The sequence below is a fragment of the Agrobacterium sp. 22094 genome, assembly GCF_052046015.1.
Taxonomy (GTDB): domain Bacteria; phylum Pseudomonadota; class Alphaproteobacteria; order Rhizobiales; family Rhizobiaceae; genus Agrobacterium; species Agrobacterium cavarae.
Genome location: NZ_JBQEPX010000001.1, coordinates 2,492,376 through 2,515,244, shown reverse-complemented (window position 1 = coordinate 2,515,244; position 22,869 = coordinate 2,492,376). Strand labels below are relative to the sequence as shown.

The 22,869-nt window shown below is 57.9% G+C and carries 21 protein-coding genes and 1 tRNA gene; 8 read left to right on the top strand and 14 right to left on the bottom strand.

What is annotated here, in order from left to right; genetic code table 11:
• Positions 1 to 10: 10 nt before the first annotated feature.
• Positions 11 to 523, bottom strand: coding sequence for an A24 family peptidase (locus ACTJK5_RS12280; protein WP_440612517.1), 513 nt, complete (start codon positions 521 to 523; stop codon positions 11 to 13).
• A gap of 79 nt (positions 524 to 602) precedes the next feature.
• Positions 603 to 782, bottom strand: a complete 180-nt coding sequence (locus ACTJK5_RS12275; protein ID WP_427928192.1) for a Flp family type IVb pilin — start codon at positions 780 to 782, stop codon at positions 603 to 605.
• A 498-nt stretch (positions 783 to 1,280) separates the two neighbouring features.
• Between ACTJK5_RS12275 and ACTJK5_RS12270 the strand changes: the two genes are divergently transcribed.
• Positions 1,281 to 1,580, top strand: a complete 300-nt coding sequence (locus ACTJK5_RS12270) for a pilus assembly protein N-terminal domain-containing protein (RefSeq protein WP_440612606.1) — start codon at positions 1,281 to 1,283, stop codon at positions 1,578 to 1,580.
• 341 nt (positions 1,581 to 1,921) lie between these two features.
• Here the strand turns inward: ACTJK5_RS12270 and ACTJK5_RS12265 are convergent.
• Positions 1,922 to 2,008: transfer RNA gene (locus ACTJK5_RS12265), tRNA-Leu, on the bottom strand.
• Positions 2,009 to 2,215: 207 nt separating this feature from the next.
• Positions 2,216 to 2,524 carry a SelT/SelW/SelH family protein gene (locus tag ACTJK5_RS12260; protein ID WP_312806739.1) on the bottom strand — a complete coding sequence of 103 codons (309 nt, stop codon included), beginning with the start codon at positions 2,522 to 2,524 and terminating at the stop codon, positions 2,216 to 2,218.
• 124 nt (positions 2,525 to 2,648) lie between these two features.
• Here ACTJK5_RS12260 and ACTJK5_RS12255 point away from each other — a divergent pair, with 124 nt between their 5' ends.
• From ACTJK5_RS12255 to dnaJ, 6 genes are all read left to right on the top strand, one after another.
• Entirely contained in the window at positions 2,649 to 3,098 is a 450-nt protein-coding gene (locus ACTJK5_RS12255) for a DoxX family protein (protein ID WP_440612516.1), read from the top strand.
• 159 nt (positions 3,099 to 3,257) lie between these two features.
• Positions 3,258 to 4,376 carry a PAS domain-containing protein gene (locus ACTJK5_RS12250; RefSeq protein WP_440612515.1) on the top strand — a complete coding sequence of 373 codons (1,119 nt, stop codon included), beginning with the start codon at positions 3,258 to 3,260 and terminating at the stop codon, positions 4,374 to 4,376.
• Between the two features lie 2 nt (positions 4,377 to 4,378).
• Entirely contained in the window at positions 4,379 to 4,789 is a 411-nt protein-coding gene (locus tag ACTJK5_RS12245; protein ID WP_062427327.1) for a response regulator, read from the top strand.
• Positions 4,789 to 6,816 (top strand): PAS domain-containing protein, encoded by a 2,028-nt coding sequence (locus ACTJK5_RS12240; RefSeq protein WP_440612514.1) that lies wholly within the window; start codon positions 4,789 to 4,791, stop codon positions 6,814 to 6,816. The genes ACTJK5_RS12245 and ACTJK5_RS12240 overlap by 1 nt, the downstream gene beginning before the upstream one ends.
• A 264-nt stretch (positions 6,817 to 7,080) precedes the next feature.
• Complete coding sequence (dnaK, locus tag ACTJK5_RS12235) at positions 7,081 to 8,985, top strand: molecular chaperone DnaK (RefSeq protein ID WP_438371029.1); 1,905 nt, start codon at positions 7,081 to 7,083, stop codon at positions 8,983 to 8,985.
• Between the two features lie 89 nt (positions 8,986 to 9,074).
• Positions 9,075 to 10,205, top strand: a complete 1,131-nt coding sequence (gene dnaJ / locus ACTJK5_RS12230; RefSeq protein ID WP_438371030.1) for a molecular chaperone DnaJ — start codon at positions 9,075 to 9,077, stop codon at positions 10,203 to 10,205.
• A gap of 65 nt (positions 10,206 to 10,270) precedes the next feature.
• Here the strand turns inward: dnaJ and ACTJK5_RS12225 are convergent, their stop codons facing one another.
• From ACTJK5_RS12225 to polA, 10 genes are all read right to left on the bottom strand, one after another.
• The gene (locus ACTJK5_RS12225) at positions 10,271 to 10,825 is read right to left on the bottom strand and encodes a DUF924 family protein (protein WP_440612513.1); all 555 of its coding nucleotides are present in this window, start codon (positions 10,823 to 10,825) and stop codon (positions 10,271 to 10,273) included.
• A 46-nt stretch (positions 10,826 to 10,871) separates the two neighbouring features.
• Positions 10,872 to 11,084, bottom strand: coding sequence for a SlyX family protein (locus ACTJK5_RS12220; protein ID WP_440612512.1), 213 nt, complete (start codon positions 11,082 to 11,084; stop codon positions 10,872 to 10,874).
• A gap of 115 nt (positions 11,085 to 11,199) precedes the next feature.
• Positions 11,200 to 12,705 (bottom strand): tripartite tricarboxylate transporter permease, encoded by a 1,506-nt coding sequence (locus tag ACTJK5_RS12215; RefSeq protein ID WP_062427230.1) that lies wholly within the window; start codon positions 12,703 to 12,705, stop codon positions 11,200 to 11,202.
• 9 nt (positions 12,706 to 12,714) lie between these two features.
• A complete protein-coding gene (locus tag ACTJK5_RS12210; protein WP_062427229.1) occupies positions 12,715 to 13,176 on the bottom strand; it encodes a tripartite tricarboxylate transporter TctB family protein in 462 nt (153 codons plus the stop codon).
• Positions 13,177 to 13,311: 135 nt separating this feature from the next.
• Positions 13,312 to 14,295, bottom strand: a complete 984-nt coding sequence (locus ACTJK5_RS12205; RefSeq protein WP_062427228.1) for a tripartite tricarboxylate transporter substrate-binding protein — start codon at positions 14,293 to 14,295, stop codon at positions 13,312 to 13,314.
• A 217-nt stretch (positions 14,296 to 14,512) separates the two neighbouring features.
• Positions 14,513 to 15,874, bottom strand: coding sequence for a sigma-54-dependent transcriptional regulator (locus ACTJK5_RS12200; RefSeq protein WP_112955379.1), 1,362 nt, complete (start codon positions 15,872 to 15,874; stop codon positions 14,513 to 14,515).
• A complete protein-coding gene (locus ACTJK5_RS12195; protein ID WP_440612511.1) occupies positions 15,871 to 17,694 on the bottom strand; it encodes a sensor histidine kinase in 1,824 nt (607 codons plus the stop codon). The genes ACTJK5_RS12200 and ACTJK5_RS12195 overlap by 4 nt, the downstream gene beginning before the upstream one ends.
• Before the next feature lie 219 nt (positions 17,695 to 17,913).
• Positions 17,914 to 18,099 carry a 50S ribosomal protein L32 gene (rpmF, locus tag ACTJK5_RS12190; protein ID WP_016556742.1) on the bottom strand — a complete coding sequence of 62 codons (186 nt, stop codon included), beginning with the start codon at positions 18,097 to 18,099 and terminating at the stop codon, positions 17,914 to 17,916.
• A 188-nt stretch (positions 18,100 to 18,287) separates the two neighbouring features.
• A complete protein-coding gene (locus ACTJK5_RS12185; RefSeq protein WP_440612510.1) occupies positions 18,288 to 19,010 on the bottom strand; it encodes a DUF1868 domain-containing protein in 723 nt (240 codons plus the stop codon).
• Between the two features lie 153 nt (positions 19,011 to 19,163).
• Positions 19,164 to 22,157: a DNA polymerase I gene (polA, locus tag ACTJK5_RS12180; RefSeq protein ID WP_440612605.1), complete on the bottom strand. Its 2,994-nt coding sequence runs from the start codon at positions 22,155 to 22,157 to the stop codon at positions 19,164 to 19,166.
• Positions 22,158 to 22,247: 90 nt separating this feature from the next.
• On the opposite strand from polA, the gene ACTJK5_RS12175 reads away from it, so the two are divergent.
• On the top strand, positions 22,248 to 22,631 hold the full coding sequence (locus tag ACTJK5_RS12175; RefSeq protein ID WP_162741786.1) for a hypothetical protein: 384 nt from the start codon (positions 22,248 to 22,250) through the stop codon (positions 22,629 to 22,631).
• Positions 22,632 to 22,869 lie beyond the last annotated feature (238 nt).

The following is a 22,869-nucleotide window of genomic DNA, read 5'->3' as shown; positions in this document are numbered from 1 at the left end:
CAGCGGGTTATCAGAGAACGGCGCGCATGGCGGCCTGTACGATCGGTGCTTCGGGATAGGTTAATAAACCCGCGATGGCAATTGCGATACCATAGGGCACCTTTTGGGCGACCAACAGGGAATCCGGAATTGGGATGCCGGTCGCAACGATGTCCTCAGATCTTGATCGCAAGAACAGAATAGCGAGGGTCAGTACTCCCCCAACAAGCGTCACTGAAATCAAGAATAAAGTTAGCGATGAATTGAGGCCGAACCAGAGGGCCGAGGCTGTGAGCAGCTTCGCGTCACCGCCTCCCATGACGTTTAGTGCGAACAATGCGAAGCATCCGCTGAAGACTGCTATTGCTGCCAGCAACCCCAAGCCAACAGCTCCAACGGTCATTCCAGAGAGAGGCGCTACGATGAGAAATGAGCAAGACAAAATGATTGAGATGCGGTTTGGGATCTTCATCGTGAAAAGATCGGTGAACGCAGCAAAGGCGAGGCAAAATGGCAGCAACAGAAAAACAACGGATACTACCATTTGCTCTCGCCAGTAATATTAAGGTCTCCGCTGCTCTAGTAGCAGAAACGTCTTCGATTAGTGTGTCTTCCAGGTAGGATTAAGACTTCGCGGCCTGGTTAAGATACGAAGAGATATTGGTGAACTGAGTACTCAGCTTGGACCCCAGCGTCGTCGCTCCAGTGATAATCGCGACAGAGATCAGAGCCGCGATCAGGCCATACTCAATGGCAGTGGCGCCGGACTCGTCCTTGAGGAACCGAGCGAAAATATTGGTCATGCGGATTCTCCTAATTCGTTGTTGGTCAGCACGCCGACAACTGTTTCTCGTTGTTCGGTTGAGGCAAACCTACAAAATCTCGATTGCCAAGCGTTTAAAAAACGGGCTTAACGTAACGTTAAATGAGTAATGTCGAACGTGTGGTAAACAAAGCCAAAGATTAAAAGATAAAATACGATCGATGGAGAGAACGCCTGGAGAGTATAGGATAGAGCGAGCCTATCTTGCCTGAAATTCATCGCAACATGGCTGGTATTGTGCGGTTATGCGACAGGCTGCAGCCATGTTGGATTGTATTTGATCAAGCGGCACTTTCTCATTTTGGAGCGCTGTTTAAGTCTTCATTCACCATTCCCGTTCATGGTGGTGAGGATGAAATGCGCCAAGCATAACCAAAGGTCTGTTCCGCTCATGCTGTCTTCCACCATCAAAAGATTTGCAATTGCTGCAGTGATCCTAGGTTTTGCGCCTGCTTTTGCGCTCTCTGCGGATGATGAGATGCTCCGCGTCTCGATGAACCAGGCCCGTGTGTTGAAACTTGACCGCGCCGTGAGCAAAGTCATTGTCGGTAATTCGAAGGTCGCAGATGCGACCGTTGCCGATGCGACGACGATCGTGCTGACCGGACGCAGTTTCGGCACCACCAATCTTGTGCTTCTGGATGCCGAGGGAAACGCAATCGTCGATGAACGTGTTCTGGTGTCGATCGATGAGGGTAACACGGTCAGGGTCTATCGCCAGACCTCACGAAGCGTTCTGTCCTGCTCTCCCTCATGTGAAGAGCACGCGCAGAACTAAAATCGCGTATGCCAGCATGGCTCGCTTCAGGGTGTTCTTCGTTCAGCCCGCGTTTGCTGAACACATCTGCTGACTTTGGCGTTTGGACGCCGCACGCACTCCACTCAAAAAACGGCGTCCCCTTTTGTTGAAACAGAAGTTTCGCAGGAAAAACCGAGTCATTAATCAATGTGTAGAAGCTTGCCTGGCTGGGAATAGCCGCTGCCTTACACGGCGCTCATCGACACCCAATTCGTGAGTGGGATCGACAATCCTAAAGCTAAAAGTATCGCCCCCTAAGGGGAGATCACAATATCGATTTTTTAGCTAAGTGATTGATCTGGCTAGGATCAAATAAGGAATGGTGCCCAGAAGAGGACTCGAACCTCCACACCCTTGCGAGTACCAGCACCTGAAGCTGGCGCGTCTACCAATTCCGCCATCTGGGCGACGAGGAGCCATGTACGGGGGCAGGCGGCTGGTGTCAACAGGGATTTTGAAGTTTTGTGACGATCCTTGTTTTTTCATCAGAAAACATCGTTGCTGGGCCTGAGTTGGATACTGGAATGTCAGTCGATCAATCAAATATTGGGCCGTCGACGATGCACCGTCCATGCGCTGATTCCTGATAGCGGCCAGCCGGCTTGCTTGTAGTATTACGTATCCAGCCCCTCATTCTTCTGCCGGTCGAGATGGCCGAGATCCCGGTCCGGGTCGATCATGTCGCGCAGGCGCTGTTTCAACTCCTTGGGGCCCGGAAAACCGCCATCGCGTTTGCGCTCCCACAACAGTGCCCCATCCACGGTGATTTCAAAGCGGCCACCTGTGGCCGGAACGAGTGCGACCTCTGCGAGACTGTCCGAGAAGGTGTTGAGCAGCTCTTGCGCCATCCAAGCAGAACGTAGCAGCCAGTTGCACTGTGTGCAGTAGGTGATCGAAACGCGGGGTTTTACAGTGCCTTCCATCTCAGCCGTCCTCATATAAACTCACGGAAATATTACTTAGTTTGTCATGTTTTGAACGAGCGCAACTTGCGCGAACGGCAGCTTGTTGCAGATGGTCAGGAATTGCAATCAACGGAGTATTCTTGTGCCACATAATGAGCTTTCTCGTGAACGATTGATCGTCCCGGCTGTCGCGCCGGTCTATAACGGCACCTATGAACTTGTGGAAACGGTTCTGCGTGTCGTTGCCGGCGTGCTTCTCGTCACGCATGGCTTCGGCAAGATCACCAATCCCTTCGGCGCCGTCGGCATGGTGGAAAGCCTGGGTTTCTATCCCGGCGTCTTCTGGTCGCCGCTACTGGCGGCAACGGAATTTTTTGGCGGCATTCTTGTCGCAGTCGGGCTCCTCACGCGTCCTGCGGCTTTCGCCGCCTTCATCGTCTTGATGGTGACGGTCTATTTCCATTGGATCGTCAAGTCGGAAGGGCTCGGCGGGGCAGAGAAGTCCATCCTGTGGTCGGCGATTTTTCTGTTCTTTGCGGTCAGAGGCGGCAACAGGCACTCCATCGATGCCAAGCTGCGCAGAGTCTTTTGAGAGAAAGACAATGTGGAGGCGACACTGCGTATTAGCAGCGCGCCTCCACGCAAAATTCCGTCGTCCAACGAGCACATGACGAGGCGGTGAAAATAATCTTCAGCCGGGAACTTTCCTGCCGCAAGCGGATTACGCATGGGGTGAAGTGCGGAAAAATTCATGGTCGATTATTTGCTGCCTCTGGAAGCGCGTAGAGCCGGTGAGCGTTTGCTTGCCGATCATGCATCGGAAGACCCTTTTGCGGCAGCGTTCAAGGCAACCCGCATGCCGATGATCATCACCAATCCGAAGCAGGACGACAATCCGATCATCTTCTGCAACAAGGCCTTCAATGACCTCACAGGCTATAGCAGCGATGAGTTGATCGGCCGAAACTGTCGTCTTCTCCAGGGCGAGAGGACCGATCCACAGGCGGTCGCCAAAATCCGCGACGCCATCAGTGCGCAAACCTCGGTCTCCGTCGACATATTGAACTATCGAAAAGACGGAACGCAGTTCTGGAATGCTCTCTTCGTTAGCCCTGTCTGGGATGATAAGGGAGAGGTGATCTACTATTTCGCCTCGCAGCTCGATTTCACCCGGATCAAGGACAAGGAAGCAGAGCTCGCCGAAGCCCGTAACCTTGCCGAAGAAGAAGTCAGCCGCCGCACCAAGGATCTTCGCGATGCGCTCGACGCAAAGACCATGCTGGTCCACGAGGTCGATCACCGCGTCAAGAACAACCTGATGACCATGGCGTCTATCGTGAAGCTTCAGGAGCGGATGACGGAGAACGAGACGGCGAGCGCGACGCTGAAATCGGTGCTGAACCGCATCGAGGCCCTCAGCACCGTTCATCGCAAGCTGTTCACGTTCGACAATATCGCTCGCTTCGATGTTGCCGATTTCGCCGAAGATCTCGTCGTCAATCTGACAAGCCAGCTGAAGCGCACCGATATCAATGTCATGCTGGATCTATCCCCGGTCTATGTGCCCGCAGACAAAGCATCGCCTCTGTCGCTCATCGTCAACGAGTTGGTGGGCGATGCAGTCAGGCGCGGGCTGGGTGATAGTGGCGGCGACATCAAGGTGACGGTGAAGAGGCTGAACGGGCATTTCCTCATTCAGGTGGCCGATACGACCGATCCGGTCGAGGTCGATGAGGAAGAACAGCGTTTCAGTCAGATGTTGCTGGAAACATGCGCACGCCAAGTCAGTGCGGAAATCAAACGAGAACAAAATGGTCGGCAGACGATCGTCAGCGTGACGCTGCTGGTGGGACATGAAAAGGAATCATGAATTTGCGCATTATCATCGTGGAGGATGAGGCACTCCTGGCGCTTGAACTGGAAAGCGAAGTCGAGGCCGCCGGACATACCGTCATCGGTGTCGCAGCCGATAGCGCGTCGGCCATGACCTTGATCGAGAAGGAAAGTGCGGACTTCGCCTTTGTTGATATTCATCTTCTTGACGGTCCGACCGGCGTGGATGTCGGGCGGTTTCTTGCCAGCAAAGACATCCCTTACGTGTTTGTCAGCGGCAATGTGAAACGCATCCCGCCGGATTTTGCCGGCGCTGTCGGCGCCATTGAAAAACCCTATACGGTCAATGGCTTACAGAACGCGCTCGAATATCTGGATGCCATGATCAGCGGCAAAGACGCTCTGATTGTGCCACCGAACCTGATCATGCCCGCAACAACGACTCCGTAATGGCTATGACTGTGACTAGCGATACCGGCAATATCGGTCCGATTCTGACCCAGCTTTTCGAGCAGGCGCCGACCTTCATTGCGCTTTTGCGCGGACCAGACCACCGCTTCGAGCTTGCCAATCCAAGCTATCTGAACCTTGTTGGACGGCACGATATTCTAGGGCGAACGGTGGCCGAAGCGCTTCCTGACGCGGCTGCGCAAGGCTTTGTCAACATTCTCGATGATGTTTACCGGACCGGCACACCCTATAAGGCTCTCGGCGCGCTTTTCGTCATTCAGACGGAAGAGGGTGGACCCGGCAGAGAATGCTATCTCGACTTCCTTTATCAGCCGATCCGAGATGAGAACGGAGACGTCTGCGCCATTTTCGTCGAAGGCTCGGACGTCACGGAACGCACGCTCTCCGAACGGGCGAGGCGCGAAAGCGAAGACCTCTACAAAGGCCTCTTCGATGCCATTGATGAGGGCTTCTGTATCATCGAGTTTATGGATGGGCCGCATGGGCCGGACAGCGACTATGTGCACATCCAGGCAAACGATGCCTATGCCCGTCACGCAGGGATCCCGAATGTGGTTGGCCAGAAGCTGCGCGAGATGGTGCCGGACGAGGCCGATGCCTGGATCGCGCGCTATGGTGCGGTTCTCAAAACAGGGGAGCCCATTCGTTTTCAGCAGGAACTGGTGGCCACAGGCCGCTATCTCGAGCTTGCGGCCGTTCGCATCGAGCCGCAGGAGCGGCGCCAGGTCGCCGTTCTTTTTCAGGATATTACCGCGCGCAGACGGGCGGAGCTCGCGCTGGAGAAGCTGAACGTCACTTTGGAGCAGCAGGTCGAAGAGCGCACCGCCGAGCTGATGGTGGCGGAAGAAGCTCTGCGCCAAGCCCAGAAGATGGAAGCCGTCGGCCAGCTGACCGGCGGATTGGCCCATGATTTCAATAACATCCTGGCCGGCATCAGTGGCAGCCTGGAGATGATGAACACCCGGCTTGCGCAGGGTCGGGTTGGGGACCTGTCACGCTATATCAATGGTGCCATGGGCGCCACCAAGCGGGCCTCCGCACTGACCCAACGATTGCTCGCCTTCTCGCGCCGCCAGACGCTTGATCCGAAACCGCTCAACATCAACACGCTGGTCGATAGCATGCTGGATTTGTTGATCCGCAGCGTCGGGCCGGAAATCAAGGTAGAGACGGTGGGGGCGGCAGGTCTCTGGCCGACATTCGTCGATACCAGCCAGCTCGAAAATGCACTTCTCAATCTCTGCATCAATGCGCGCGATGCCATGCCGAATGGCGGCAAGCTGACGATCGAAACCGGAAATCGCTGGATGGACGAGCGCGCGGCCCGGATGCGCGGGCTGGAGCCGGGACAGTACGTGTCTCTTTGCGTTTCCGATACGGGAACGGGCATGTCGCAGGACATTATCGAACGCGCCTTCGATCCGTTCTTCACCACCAAACCGATCGGTCAGGGCACGGGGCTCGGCCTCTCCATGGTCTATGGTTTTGCCGGTCAATCGGGCGGTGCAGCGCGCATCTATTCCGAACTCGGCAAAGGCACGATGATTTGCATCTATCTGCCGCGCTATTCCGGCTCCATCGATACGGCCGATCCGGAAGCGGAGGCCAGCATCGATGCGCCGCGGGCGGATGGTGACGAGACGATCCTGGTGGTGGATGACGAGCCTCTCGTCAGAATGCTTGCTGTCGAGGAGCTTCAGGATTTGGGCTACTCCGTCATCGAAGCGGAAGACGCGCCGTCTGCTCTGCGTCTGCTCAATTCCAATAGACAAATCAGCCTGTTGATCACTGATGTCGGCTTGCCCGGAGGCATGAATGGCCGACAGCTGGCGGATGCCGCGCGCACCAACCGGCCGGATCTGGAAGTGCTGTTCATCACCGGCTATGCGGAGAATGCGGTGTTGAACCACGGCCATCTGGAGCATGGCATGCACGTGATGACCAAGCCCTTCCAGCTCGATGTTTTCGCCCAAAGGGTCAAGAGCCTGATCAAGCCGCAAGGTTAAGGGCTGTCCGACTGCTATAGCACGATCCCTTGTGTGGATCGTACGCCTGTCACACCAGCTTTAGAAGCTTGATGAAGAAGTTCAGCAAATCTTTCTTTTTGCTGCCTTCGCTGACGCCATTCGCCTTGCAGCAAGAAAATTCGCTCCTTATATACGCCGCATACCAGCAGAAATGCTGACAAAAAGGCAAGACCATCCAAGTCAAGGAGTCGTCAGTGGAATGCCTCCCGGGGTTCCGATGACTCGCTTCAAGGAGAGAAGAAAATGGCAAAAGTAATCGGCATTGACCTTGGCACGACCAATTCCTGCGTCGCAGTGATGGACGGCAAGGACATCAAAGTAATCGAAAACGCGGAAGGCGCGCGCACCACCCCTTCCATGGTCGCGTTCAGCGATGATGGCGAACGTCTGGTCGGTCAGCCTGCAAAGCGCCAGGCCGTCACCAACCCGACCAATACCCTGTTTGCGGTAAAGCGCCTCATCGGCCGTCGTTACGACGATCCGACCGTTGAGAAGGACAAGGGCCTGGTCCCCTTCGACATCGTCAAGGGTGACAATGGCGACGCTTGGGTACAAGCGCAGGGCAAGGGTTATTCCCCATCGCAGATCTCCGCGATGATCCTTCAGAAGATGAAGGAAACCGCTGAATCCTATCTCGGTGAAAAGGTCGAAAAGGCTGTTATCACCGTTCCGGCATACTTCAACGATGCCCAGCGTCAGGCCACCAAGGATGCAGGCCGCATCGCTGGTCTTGATGTGCTGCGCATCATCAACGAGCCGACAGCTGCCGCGCTTGCCTATGGTCTCGACAAGAAGGAAGGCAAGACGATTGCCGTGTACGACCTTGGTGGTGGTACCTTCGATATCTCCATCCTGGAAATCGGCGATGGCGTCTTCGAAGTGAAGTCCACCAATGGTGATACCTTCCTCGGCGGTGAAGACTTCGACATGCGTCTGGTCGAGTACCTCGCAGCCGAATTCAAGAAGGACAACGGCATCGACCTGAAGTCCGACAAGCTGGCTCTGCAGCGCCTCAAGGAAGCTGCCGAAAAGGCAAAGATCGAGCTGTCGTCTTCGCAGCAGACCGAAATCAACCTGCCCTTTATCACGGCAGATGCTTCCGGTCCGAAGCACCTGACGCTAAAGCTGACGCGCGCCAAGTTCGAAAGCCTGGTTGATGACCTGGTTCAGCGCACTGTAGCGCCGTGCAAGGCAGCGCTGAAGGATGCAGGCGTGTCCGCTTCCGAGATCGACGAAGTCGTTCTGGTCGGTGGTATGAGCCGCATGCCGAAGGTGCAGGAAGTCGTCAAGCAGCTGTTCGGCAAGGAACCCCATAAGGGCGTCAACCCGGACGAAGTGGTTGCCATGGGCGCTGCCATCCAGGCAGGCGTTCTGCAGGGCGACGTCAAGGACGTTCTGCTTCTCGACGTAACCCCGCTGTCTCTCGGCATCGAAACGCTGGGCGGCGTCTTCACCCGTCTGATCGACCGTAACACGACGATCCCGACGAAGAAGAGCCAGACCTTCTCGACCGCCGAAGACAACCAGTCTGCCGTGACCATCCGCGTCTCGCAGGGTGAGCGCGAAATGGCAGCCGACAACAAGCTGCTCGGCCAGTTCGACCTCGTTGGCCTGCCGCCATCTCCCCGTGGCGTTCCGCAGATCGAAGTGACCTTCGATATTGACGCGAACGGCATTGTCCAGGTTTCGGCCAAGGACAAGGGCACCGGCAAGGAGCAGCAGATTCGTATCCAGGCATCTGGTGGTCTCTCCGACGCCGACATCGAGAAGATGGTCAAGGATGCGGAAGCCAATGCTGAAGCCGACAAGAAGCGTCGTGCGGGCGTAGAAGCCAAGAACCAGGCGGAAAGCCTGATTCACTCCACCGAGAAGTCGGTTCAGGAGTATGGTGACAAGGTTTCCGAAACTGACCGCAAGGCGATTGAAGATGCCATCGCTGCCCTCAAGACGGCTGTCGAAGCATCCGAGCCGGATGCAGATGACATCCAGGCGAAGACCCAGACCCTCATGGAAGTGTCCATGAAGCTCGGTCAGGCCATCTACGAAGCCCAGCAGGCGGAAGCCGGTGAAGGCGGCGCAGGCGTCAAGGACGATGGTGTGGTCGACGCCGACTATGAGGAAATCAAGGACGACAAGAAGTCCGCTTAAGTGTGGTTCTTGCTCTTGAACTTGGGTAAATGAGACTGACTCCGGCTGCCTCGTGCAGCCGGAAATCCATTTCGGGGTGTGTTATCTTCATGGCGAAAGCAGACTTTTACGAGACATTGGGCGTGAGCAGATCCGCCGATGAAAAGGAGCTGAAGAGCGCCTTCCGCAAACTTGCGATGAAGTATCATCCGGACAAGAATCCCGATGACGCTGAATCCGAGAAGAAGTTCAAGGAAATCAACGAAGCCTACGAAACACTGAAGGACCCACAAAAGCGGGCGGCTTACGATCGCTTTGGCCACGCAGCTTTCGAGCATGGTGGCATGGGTGGCGGTGGCGCCGGCGGTGGTTTTGCCAGCGGCGGCTTCTCCGACATCTTCGAAGACATATTCGGCGAGATGATGGGTGGCGGTCGTGCGCGCCGGTCGTCGGGCGGTCGCGAACGCGGTGCCGATCTCCGCTACAATATGGAAATCTCGCTTGAAGAAGCCTTCACCGGCAAGACGGCGCAGATCCGCGTGCCGACATCCATAACCTGCGATGTCTGTTCCGGTTCCGGCGCGAAACCGGGTACGAGCCCCAAGACCTGTGGCACCTGCCAGGGTTCGGGACGCGTGCGTGCCGCGCAAGGGTTCTTCTCGGTCGAGCGCACCTGCCCGACCTGCCATGGCCGCGGCCAGACGATTACCGATCCCTGCACCAAGTGCCACGGCCAGGGCCGTGTAACGGAAGAGCGGTCGCTGTCGGTCAATATCCCGGCCGGTATCGAGGACGGAACGCGTATTCGTCTGCAGGGCGAGGGTGAAGCGGGCATGCGGGGCGGTCCTTCGGGAGATCTCTACATCTTCTTGTCGGTGCGTCCGCACGAATTCTTCCAGCGCGATGGCGCCGACCTCTATTGCGCGGTGCCGATCTCGATGACGACGGCGGCGCTCGGTGGCACCTTCGATGTCACGACGCTGGACGGAACGAAGTCGCGCGTCACCGTGCCGGAAGGCACGCAGCCAGGCAAGCAGTTCCGATTGAAGGGCAAGGGCATGCCGGTTCTGCGCTCGGCGCAGACGGGTGATCTCTATATCCAGATCCAGATCGAGACGCCGCAGAAGCTGACCAAGCGTCAGCGCGAACTCTTGCAGGAGTTCGAGGAAATCTCATCGAAGGACAACAATCCGGAATCGACGGGCTTCTTTGCTCGGATGAAGGAATTTTTCGACGGCTGACGCCGCCTTCAGCCCACAAGTCTTCTAACGCCGCCATCCATCTGGATTGGCGGCGTTTTTGTTGATCAGCCTGCAAACCCGCCTTCGGCAAGGAAGGCGCGCTCTTCAGCCGTCGTCTCGCGAAGCAGGATGTCGTTGCGGTGCGGGAAGCGGCCAAAGCGCGCGACGATATCGCGGTGTTCGATCGCGAAAGGCAGGTAGCGTTCGCCAAGAGGCTCGCAAAGCTCGCAGCAAAGCTCCTGGTCAGCCAGCTCTTCGGAATGCATGAAGGGCAGGTAGAAGAAAATCCGCAGTTCGGGATTGATCGTCTCATCATGGCCGCGCGAAATCGCGTCGCGGGCATAATGGAGCGCCAGCGGATCGGTCGCATACATATGCGCCGTGCCTCGGAAACAGTTGCGGGGAAACTGGTCGAGGAGAAGGAGGAGGGCAAGGCTGCTTTCTGGCGCATTCAGCCAGTCGGTTAACTCCTGACGTGCCGCCGCGAAGTGCAGATCGTGAAAGCGGGCATGGAAGGAACTGTCGAAATGGGCGTTCTTCTCAAACCATTTTTCCGGGCCTGCCTCGTTCCAGAAGGACAGGACCTCGGCGGCTGGCGTCGGTATCGCGATTTCTGTCATCTCAGCTCCTCAATATCTTGGTCTGCGCTGGCGCGCACCGAGGCTATCAGTAATGCGGCGGCTTGGTTATGGCTGGCGCGTCGAGCGACTGCTCCTCAAGGCTCAAGAACCGCTCGGTGAGACGATCGAGCTTCGCACGGGTCTGCTCGACGACCTTCCACTGCTGTGCCAACTGATCGGACAGCTCCTCGATCGTCTTGGCCTGATATGCCACCGTCTCTTCCAAAGCGACGATCCGCGCTTCGTTGTGATCTGCCATGAAGACCTCCGTTATCACTCACGCTGCTTTCGCAGTTTTATAAAGCATAAACAAGACAAAGGCCGGACACATGGTGCCCGGCCTTTGATGGTGTGATGAAAATCGTGAGCCTGTGTCAGCCTTCGTCCTGGAAAACCTCTTCGCGTTTCTTCTTGACGCTCGGTAGGAAAACGACAACGAGAACCAGCACGGCGATCAGAAGCAGCGTGGCGCTGATCGGCCGGGTGACGAAGGTGCTCGGATCGCCACGCGACAGGATCATGGCGCGGCGCAGGTTCTCTTCCAGGAGCGGCCCAAGCACGAAGCCGAGCAGCAGCGGTGCCGGTTCGCAGCGCAGTTTCACCAAGGCGTAACCGATAAAGCCGAAGAAAGCGACGGCATAGAGATCGAAGACGTTGGAGTTAACGCTGTAAACCCCGATGGCGCAGAAGGCCATGATGATCGGGAAGAGCACGTAGTAAGGGATCGTCAGAAGCTTGACCCAGAGCCCGATGAGCGGCAGGTTCAACACCACCAGCATCAGGTTGCCGATCCACATGGAGGCGATGATACCCCAGAAGAGCGCTGGCTGTTCAGTCGCAACATTCGGGCCTGGAACGATACCCTGGATGATCATTGCACCCACCATCAGCGCCATGACCGGATTGGCTGGAATTCCAAGGGTCAGAAGCGGGATGAAGGAGGTCTGAGCACCGGCATTGTTGGCCGATTCCGGACCGGCCACGCCGGCGATTGCGCCATGGCCGAATTCTTCCGGGTTCTTCGAGACGCGCTTTTCCACCGTATAGGAGGCAAAGGCCGCGAGGATGGCCCCGCCACCCGGCAGGATGCCGAGTGCGGACCCGATGGCCGTACCGCGCAGGACCGGCCCCACCATCTTCTTGAAGTCGTCCTTGGTTGGCAGAAGGCCGGAAACCTTGGCCATCAGCACGGTACGGGTGCGCTCGTCTTCCAGATTGCGCAGGATTTCGGCGATACCGAAAACACCAACGGCAACAGCGACGAAGTTCAGGCCATCGGCATATTCGCGAATGCCGAGCGTGAAGCGCGGCGTGCCGCTATAGATGTCGGTACCGACGAGGCCGAGCAGCAGGCCGAGCACGACCATGGCGAGCGCCTTGACGATGGAGCCATGTGCCAGTGCGATGGACGAGACGAGACCAACGACCATCAGCGAGAAATATTCCGCTGCGCCGAACTCGAGAGCAATCGATGTCAGTGGAGGAGCGAAGACCGCTACGAGGAAGGTCGCAACAGTGCCGGCAAAAAATGAGCCAATGGCAGCGATTGCAAGAGCTGCACCAGCCTTGCCCTTGCGCGCCATCTGGTAACCGTCGATGGCCGTCACGGCGGATGAGGACTCGCCCGGCATGTTGATCAGGATCGCCGTGGTCGAGCCGCCATATTGCGCGCCGTAATAAATGCCGGCCAGCATGATCAGCGAGGAGACGGGCTCCAACTGGAAGGTGATCGGCAACAGCATGGCAATGGTTGCCGTGGCGCCGATACCCGGCAGAACGCCGATCAGCGTTCCGAGAAGCACGCCGATCAGGCAGAAGAACAGGTTATGAAGCGTGGAGGCCGTGTAAAAGCCAAGCGCCAGATTATCGAAGAGTTCCATGACGCGACCTCAGAAGTTGAGCCAGGGGCCAAAGCGCTGGAAAGGCAGGCCGAGACCGTAATTGAAGACGAGAACCGAAAACACCGTGATGGCAGCCGAGAGAAGCACGGCCATCATCGGTTTCATCTTGTGCGATGCAAAGGACGCAATCAGCGCACTGAGAAACAGCGATGGCACGAACCCCAGCCCACGCACCGTCAGGCCGAAGAAGATCGGTGCGGGAAGGATGAAGAAGATGCCCCGCCAAGCGATGGAGGTCATCGGCTCGTTTGCAACCTTGCCGGCGCGAAGAAAAATGACGCCGCCGAGCAATATGAGGATCAAGGACAGGACGAGCGGAAAATAGCCTGGCCCCATGCGAAATGTCGTTCCCAGATCCAGATCATAGGCTTGCCAGGCAAAGAAAATGCCGAGGCAGATGAAAATTGCGCCGCAGATGGCTTCTGTGGCATCGAAACTAACTGATTTCATGGTCGTCCCCGCCTGTGCATCGGTGCCGCCTTTGGCCCGATGTCTGTAGAGTTCGATGTAAGGTCTTCAAGGATAACTGTCGTCTGCAAGGCGAAACCGGGGACGACATACGTCATCCCCGGCCTTGAAGCAGGATTAGTCGGCGTATTGGCCGGCAGATTCGATCACAGGCTTCCAGCGAGCAATTTCGCTTTCAAGCTTGGCCTTGAGCGCGGCTGGCGTCGCATCTGCTTCCGGCGAAGGCGTGGTACCGAGTTCGGCAAAACGTGCGGCAACGTTCTGATCCTTCAGGGCCACCTGAAGCGCCTTGGACAAACGCTCATTCACAGCCGCAGGCGTGCCCTTCGGTGTGTAGATGCCGTGCCAAATACCAACTTCGAAGTTGGGCAGGCCGGCTTCCGTTGCGGTCGGCACGTTCGGCAGGACGCTCAGACGCTGAGGCGTGGTGACCGCGTAAGCCTTCACGGTGCCGCCCTGGATCTGCTTGGTGGTGTTGGTGGTCTGGTCGCACATGATGTCGACCTGGCCGCCGAGAAGGTCGGTCATGGCAGGACCCGTTCCCTTGTACGGAACGGTGACGAGCGGCGTTTCGATGGCGCTCATGAACAGCATGCCGCACAGGTGAGAGGCAGCGCCGATGCCGGCATTGGCAACCGTCACCTTGTCCTTGTTCGCCTTGGCATAGTCGATCAGGCCCTTGAGGTCGTTGGTTTCTAGGTTCTTGCGCGACAGGATCGTCATCGGAACTTCGGTCACGAGGCCGACATAGTCGAAGGCGTCGAGCGTCTTGTAGGCCAGCTTGCGGTAGAGAGTATCGCTGGTGGCCATGCCGATGTGATGCAGAAGGATGGTGTAACCATCCGGATCGGCAGATGCCACGCGACCTGCGCCGAGCGTGCCGCCAGCGCCGCCGACATTTTCGACGATGATCTGCTGGCCGAGATCCTTGGACATCGATTCAGCAACGAGACGTGCCACGGTGTCCGTCGGACCGCCTGCAGAGAACGGCACGACCATGGTGATGTTGCGGCCAGGATAATCCTGTGCGGCTGCGGAAAGCGCAAAGAGCGATACGGCGGCGGCAGCGACTGCACCCGTGACGGATTTCAGAAGTTTCATCTTTTCCTCCCGATGAATATGGCCTCAGCGACGAGACGCACTCCTCTGCGCTCGCCGGGGTGAGATCATTTGCAGTCGAGATCGCGCTTCACGCAATCGAGGGAAGAAAACAAATCGTTAAAAGAGTGTCGGCTAAAGGCCCGGATGGGTGGAATCCGAAACATTGCCGTCGCGGCGTGGGTGGATTCCTACCCATGATAATAATAGAGAACAGAACTCAGGAGCTTGTCATGTCTTCATCGGTGGGGGCATGCTTTGTTAGTGCGTATTTTTGCATCTTTTCATAGAGCGTCTTGCGCGATATTCCGAGCGTCTCGTAGACGGCTTTCAGATTGCCTTTATGGGTCGCGATTGTTCTTGCGATGATGCCTTTCTCAAACTCCGCCACCTTGGCGGAGAGCCCATGACCAGCAAGCGGATCGCTTTGCTGCCCTTCGCCGGAGCGACCGTCCAGTCCAAGAACGAACCGGTCCGCTTCGTTTCTCAGCTCACGCACATTGCCTGGCCACTCGCGCATCGCCAGCGATGAAATGATGCTGGAGGGCACCTCCATGTCGTCGCGGCCATAGCGCGCTGCGGCTTCTCTTACGAGATGCAGGAAAAGCAGGGGAATATCGCTTTGCCGTTGTGCAAGCGACGGGACATGGATCGTGGCGACGTTCAGACGATAGAGAAGATCCTGGCGGAAGCGCCCGGCAAGGGCCTCATGCGCCAGGTCCGTCTTGCTGGTGGCAATGAAGCGAACATCGAGTTCCACGGTCTCGTTGGAGCCAAGCCGCGTGATGGTGCGCTCCTGAAGCACGCGCAGCAGCTTGCCCTGCATATCGGGCGGCATGGAGCCGATCTCGTCGAGCAGGATGGTGCCACCGCGCGCATGCTCGAACTTGCCGTAGCGTGCCCTCAGCGCCCCTGGAAAGGCACCTGCCTCGTGGCCGAAGAGTTCGCTCTCGATCAGATGCTGGGGAAGGGCGGCGCAATTGATGGCGACGAAGGGACGGTCGGCACGCGCGCTGACATCATGCAGCGCCCGCGCCACCACTTCCTTGCCGGCCCCCGTGTCGCCGATGATCAGCGTATCGGCATCCGCGGCTCCTATGGCACGGATACGGTAGCGCAGATCGACCATCACCTGTGTGCGACCTGGCAGGCGCGTTTCCAGATCGTCGCGCTTTCCGGCAACCGCGCGCAGGCGCCGATTTTCCAGCACCAGAGAACGCCGATCCATGGCGCGTTTGATGATGCCGGCGAGGTACTGGATGCTGAAGGGTTTTTCGATAAAGTCGTAAGCACCGTTGCGCATGGCGCTGACCGCAAGCTGCACATCGCCATGGCCGGTCACGAGGATCACTGGAATTTCGGCATCCAGCTCCCGCACCTTCTGCAGCAGACTCATGCCGTCGATGCCGGGCATGCGGATATCGCTGACGATCACGCCGTCGAAACTGTAGCCAATCAGTTCGAAGACATGGTCGGCATTGTCGATGGTCACGACATCGAGGCCTGCAAGCTCAAGCGCCTGGGCTGTGGAAAGGCGCAAATCCTCTTCGTCATCGATCAGCAATACGCGGGACACGCTCATTCCGCGGCCATCTCCATCGGTGTTTCTGCGTCGAGTTCAATATCGAATCGCGCGCCGCCGTCCTCCAGATTGGTGACGACAAGTCGCCCGCCAAAATCCTTGACGATATTATAGGAAATCGACAAGCCAAGACCCAGACCCTTGCCGACGCCTTTCGTCGAAAAGAACGGGTCGAAGATGCGCTCCATGATCGCGGGCGGCACGCCGGGGCCACGATCGCGCACCGAAACGATCACCTTGTTGTCGCTCTTTTGCGCGGTGAGATCGATACGCCGGTCGTCCAGCCCCTCCACCGCATCGGCGGCATTGGAGATGATGTTGACGAGTACCTGCTGCAGACGCACCGGCCCGGCCTTGACGAAAAGCGTCTCCGGTCCAAGCGCCACATGCAATTGCGCATCCGCCGCCTTCAACCGGGCGCTGACGATTTCGAGCGTATCGGCCACCACCGTGTCGAGCGGAACAGGGCCGACATGCTCATTGGGCTTGCGGGCGAAGTTGCGAAGATGCCTGCTGATCGAAGCCATTCTGTCGATCAGGGCGGAGATGCGGAAGAGATTGGAGCTTGCCTCCTCCACGCGCCCGCGCTCGATCAGCAGTGACGCACTTTCGGCATAGGTCTTGGCAGCGGCAAGTGGCTGGTTGAACTCGTGGGAAAGGGCGGCCGACATCTGGCCAAGGGCTGCAAGCTTGCCGGCCTGGATCAGATCCTTCTGCGTTTTTCGCAGCTGCTTTTCCGTCTGGCGGCGTTCGGCAATCTCCCGCTTGATGTCGCGGTTCACCCGCGCCAGGTCTGCGGTGCGTTCCTCCACCCGCCGCTCCAGCTCTGCCTGGGCTTCGGCCTGATGCACCAGTCGGTCCTGCAGACGCCTGCGTCTTTGCAGCATGGCCGCAAGCAGCGCGCCTGCCAGGCCAAAGCAGAGCAGGGCCGCCAGCATCGTCGTCTGCACCTGCGTGCGCACCGAGCCGGTATCCATCAGCACATTCACCGTCCAGCCCGCTTCCGGCATGGGTTGAGAAAGGACGAGATATTCCCTGTCCTGTTGCCCTTCACGGATCGTCATCAACCGATGACTGCCAAAGATGCCTTCGGTCACCGGCAACTGGCTGAGCTTGGCATCCGCATAGCGGCGCGAGGCTTCGGTTCTGGCAATTCTATCGGGCGTCAGCGGCAGGATCGCCGAATAGAGCCATTGCGGCACGCCGGTCATGAAGATGATGCCTTCCGGATCGGTGACGACGATGCGATTTTCGCCGGTACCGAAGGAGGCCTCGATGCCTTCGATATCCACCTTGAACACGATGACGCCTTTGATGACGTCGTTGAACAGGATGGGAGAGGCGAAATAATAGCCGCGCTTGTGTGAGGTAGTCCCAAGCGCGAAGAAGCGCGACTGAAGGCCCTTGGCCGCATCCTGGAAATACGGGCGATAGCTGAAATTCTGCCCGATGAAACTTGCCGGGCCATCATAATTGCTGGCGGCAATCGTCTCGCCGTCCAGCGTCATGATGTAGATGTCCGAGGACTTCAAAAGGTCGTTGATCGACTTCAGATAAATGTTGGCGCGCTGCCTGAGGCGCTGATCCTCTGGATGGGCAACCAACTCCTCGATATCGTCGTGGTCGGCCATCAGTGCGGGAAGTGGCTCGTAGCGGCTCAGATGCCCGCCAAGGGCAGAGACCGCGAGCCGTAACGTCGTTCCACCCTGTTCGGCAGCCTCGTTGAGATAACTCTCGGCAAGCAGTTCCCGACCCTTGGTGAAGGCAAAGCCGCACAGACCAAGGCAAAGCAAAAGGATGCCGACCCATCGATATCTCACTCAAACCCCTCCACCTGACGGTTTTCTCTGTCGCATGTCGCTGCCGCAAAACCGGCGACCACCTTTGCGCGACATGCTGTAAAAAACCGTCCTCCTACTGAGGATAGTAAGTGCGGGTTCGTTTTTTTCCAAGCGGCATTGCGACGGCAGCAGAAGGCAACAAAAAAGCCGACCCAAAGGCCGGCTCGTTCGTCATGCAATCGCATCAAGAAGCGCTGATTATGCGCTTTCCTTCGGCGTCAGAACCTGACGTCCGCGATACATGCCTGTCTTCAGGTCGATGTGGTGCGGGCGACGCAGTTCGCCGGAGTTCTTGTCTTCGACGTAGGTTGCTGCCTTGAGGGCGTCTGCCGAACGGCGCATACCGCGCTTGGACGGGCTCGTTTTTCTTTTAGGAACTGCCATTTGTGTTACTCCACTGAAGCGGCGAAACACGGGAACCGGCCAGAACCATAGGCCGAATGTCGCATGTCTCGATATCGGAAATTTGGCGCGCTTATACATGCCCTGCGGGGCTTTGACCAGCCCCGACGCACATTTTTTCGCGAGATACCGACGCAATCGAAAATCGGCATCCGTCCGACCCATCCATATCAGATGGGATCGAAGACAAGCAACTCCTCAAAGTGGTTCATGTCGGCAAATGCACAGAAGGCTGGCGGGCGCATTTCGATGACCGGCGCTGACGCACGCAATTCTTGAAGGCAGTCATCCAGCATCGCCTGCCAGCGTGGCAGGCACTCCGGCTCGAACCAACGGCGGGCATAGGCAAATGTAATGTGGAATTCGTAAGTCTCGTGATCGGGATGACGATAACCGAAGGCCTCGGCAAAGGCGTCGCGCCATGCGGCGATGATCCTGTCATCCACCTCGGTTACCCCTTTCAGGATCAGGCCAAGCGGCGTGACCGATGTTGCCTGCATGTTGAAGGCTGGCAGCTTCGGAAATTCGGCGAGGCGCTCACGGTAGTAGGCCGTCATCGCGTCGATCGTGCTGTCTTCCGGCATCTCCTTCGGCCAGTACGGCCAGGTGCGGCGATGCTCGATGATGCCCTGAAACACCGTCATGTGCAGACTGGAGACGGGTGTGAAGGCGAGGTGGGTCGAAGCCTCGGGCATATCGAGAAGCCGCTGACGGGCGGCAATGACCGCCTGTTGAGACGGCGAACCTTCGACCAGATGGCAGACGACCGTATTGCCCGGCTCAGGCAGAAATTCTCCCTCGGGAGAATAGCGCGTTCCCAGATGCCGGGGCGGTGCGGTATGATGGGTGGTCGAGAAGGCGGAAAGTTGTGGCGAAACGAACGGGGCGTGCATGGGAGGGCTCCTTGATAGAAGCCTTCCCCTACGCCTTATGGGCGACAGGCACATGACATTCGAAAGGTTACAGCATCGGCCCGAAAATCGGACCCGATTTTCGGTTCAAAAAGTTAGAGCGGCCTTCCTGTGTCCAATAGGACGCACGGCGCTTTAGTGCGCCTCGTCCCAGTTGCTGGCGGCCCGGGCATCCACCTGGAGCGGCACCCTCATGTCGATGGCCGGCATGGCGGCGTTTTCCATGATGGAGACGACCACAGGCAGCGTCTTTTCGATTTCGCTGTCTTCGACCTCGAAGATCAGTTCGTCATGCACCTGAAGCAGCATGCGGGCGGAGAGTTTCGCCTGCTCTAGTGCCGGTTCCATGCGGATCATCGCCCGGCGGATAATATCGGCCGCAGACCCCTGGATCGGCGCATTGATCGCTGCGCGCTCGTTGAATGCCCTTACCGACGGGTTGGACGACTTGATTTCCGGGTAGTGAATGCGGCGGCCGAAGATGGTCTCGACATAGCCATGCTCGCGGGCATAGGCCTTCGTGTTTTCCATATAGTCGCGAATGCCGGGGAAGCGCTCGAAGTATTTCTTGATATACTCACCCGCTTCAGAGCGGCCGATGCTGAGCTGATTGGCAAGACCGAAAGACGAAATGCCGTAGATGATGCCGAAATTGATCGCCTTGGCGCGGCGACGCACTTCCGATGGCATGCCTTCCACCGGCACACCGAACATCTCCGATGCTGTCATCGCATGAATATCGATGCCGTTCTCGAAGGCATTTCTCAACTGCGGGATATCGGCGACATGCGCCAGCACGCGCAGTTCGATCTGGCTGTAGTCGGCCGAAAGAAGCTTGTTGCCGGGCGTGGAAACGAAGGCCGTTCTGATCTTGCGCCCTTCCGCCGTGCGCACCGGGATATTCTGAAGGTTCGGTTCCGACGAGGAAAGGCGACCCGTCGTGGTCGATGCCAGCGAGTAGGAGGTGTGGACGCGCTTGGTGTCGGCATGGATATAGCCGGGCAGCGCATCCGTATAGGTCGATTTCAGCTTGGTCAGCTGGCGCCAGTCAACGATCTTGCGCGGTAGCTCCATGCCTTCAGCGGCAAGATCTTCCAGCACGGAGGCGGAGGTTGACCACTGTCCGGTCTTCGTCTTGGAACCGCCGGGCAGCCCCATCTTGCCAAACAGAATATCGCCCAGCTGCTTGGGCGAACCGATATTGAATTTTTCGCCCGCCAGTTCGTAGATCTCGTCCTCGAAGGCGGCAGCCTTCTGCGCCAGCTCGCCGGAAAGCCGCGACAGGATTTGCCGGTCGACGGATATGCCGCGCTCCTCCATATGGGCGAGCACTGGCACCAGTGGTCGTTCCAGTCGCTCATAGACGGTGGTCAGACGGTCGGCGACGAGGCGGGGTTTCAGCACCATCCACAGGCGCAGCGTCACATCGGCATCTTCGGCAGCGTAGGCCGTTGCCTTGTCGATATCGACGAAGTCGAAGGTGACGCCGGATTTTCCGGAGCCTGCAACATCCTTGTAGGCGATCGGCTTGTGACCAAGCCAGCGCTCGGAAAGCGCATCCATGCCATGCGCGCCTTTGCCGGCTTCCAGCACGTAGGAGAGCAGCATCGTGTCGTCATAGCTCTGCATGACGATGCCGAGCCGCTTGACCAGCAGGTAGTCATATTTGAGGTTCTGCGCCACTTTCAAAACGGCCGGATCTTCCAGCAGGTCTTTCAGCCGCGAAAGCGCAAGATCGAAGGGGATCTGGTCCGGCGCCAGCTTGATGCCGTCGCTGAAGAGATCGCCGCCAGAGCCGGTCTTGTGGGTGAGCGGTACATAGGCTGCGATAATGTCCGAGCCGCTGGCATTCTTGCTGTTATCGGCAATCGCAAGCGAAAAGCCGACAAGCTCCGCCGTCATCGGGTCGAGCGAGGTCGTTTCGGTATCGAAGGCAACGACGCCGGTCTCGCGCGCCATGGCGACCCAGCGATCCAGTTCCTCGATCGAGCGGATTGTCTGGTAGGCGGTCGTATCGATCTTGGCGGCGGCAAAGATCGTCTCGCGTGCCGAGGCAAGCTCCTGTGGCGTATCGCCTTCGGTCTTGGAGAGAACCGCGCCGACATCCGCCACCGACGCTTCGCCAAGCGCAGCTGATGGAGCATCGCCGACCGTATCGGTGCCAGCATCGAGATCGGGCCCGTGGGCCTCTACGCCACGCTCGACCGGAACATGGGCGGGTTCGATGGCCGATGCGTCTGCACCTGTCGCTTCCGCGACGCGGCGTGTGAGCGTGGTAAATTCCATCGCTTTCAGGAAGGCAATCAGCTTCGGGCCGTCCTGGACTTCAAGTGTCAGCGCATCCAGCGCAAGTTCCAGCGGCACATCGGTGCGGAGCGAAACGAGCTGGCGGGAGAGGCGCGCCAGTTCCGCATTGGCAATGATGTTTTCCCGGCGTTTCTGCTGCTTGATTTCGCCTGCGCGCTCCAACAGCGTATCGAGGTTGCCATATTCTTCCAGCAGCTGCGCTGCCGTCTTCGGCCCGATACCGGGAATGCCCGGGATATTGTCGGTGGAATCGCCGGTCATCGCCTGCAGGTCGATCATCTTTTCCGGCGGTACACCCCATTTTTCGATGACGTCCGGCACGCCGATCTGCTTGTCCTTCATCGCGTCGTACATATGCACATTGGGCGTGACGAGCTGCATCAGATCCTTATCGGAGGAGATGATGGTGACATCCGCACCGATTGCTTCCGCCTGGCGGGCATAGGTGGCGATGATATCGTCGGCCTCGAAGCCTTCGGTCTCGATGCAGGGCAGGTTGAAGGCGCGGGTGGCGTGGCGGATCAGACCGAATTGCGGAACGAGATCTTCCGGCGGTGCCGAGCGATTGGCCTTGTAGAGGTCGTAGAGCTCGTTGCGGAAGGTCTTGGACGAATAGTCGAAGATCACCGCGAAATGCGTTGGCGTCACCCCCACATCTGTATTGCGCGCATCCCTCAACAGCTTCCACAGCATGTTGCAGAAGCCGGACACGGCATTGACCGGCAATCCATCGGATTTGCGGTTGAGCGGAGGGATGGCATGGAAGGCGCGGAAAATGAAACCGGAGCCGTCCACGAGGAAGAGATGATCGCCTTTTTTCATGGGAAGCATGGATAGCGCGACACGGCAAAAAGGTCTATCGTTGCCCTCAAGTACCCAGCAAGTTTCTTCAATGGTCTCGCGAGGTTCTTCATGCGCACGACGTCAACAGCAACAGCGTGGCTCGTTTCGACCACCCTGATGGCAGGCGTGGCTGCAACGTCCCGGTACCTCGGTGATCAAGCTGCGGTGACCGTGGCAAAGATAGCCATCGTTCCCCTCTACCTTCTTGCGACAAAAGGGCTTCGGGCGCACTTCCAGGATAGCTCCCTGGAGGATGCGGATCTCAAGGCGGTTGCGAGATTTCAGTTCTCAGATGCAGCACTGCTCGCCGCCTTTGTCGTCATCGTCGCGGCGCATGCAAACAGCGCTGCGAGCCGCATGGCGATGGATTTTGTTTGGATCGCGGCGCTGACAGGCGGAACGCTGACAGCCGCAGCTTGGCTCCGACAGAAGCGTCAAAATAACGCCAAATAATCTCACCGGAACGTTACCGATTTGTAATTCGATGTTCCCTTGAAAAGCCGCATTTGCGGCCTCATTTCTTAGAGGACGGCGACTGATCACGCCGTAGTCTGATAGCTGGCTCGTCCCCCGCCGCGTCAGACCGGACAAAGGCCTTTCCCCCTCTCCGGGCCTTTGTCCCTCAATATGCCGCCATGACCGTCCCCTCCCGGTCATGGCGGTTTTCTTTTGCGCAAATGGTTCTACCCGC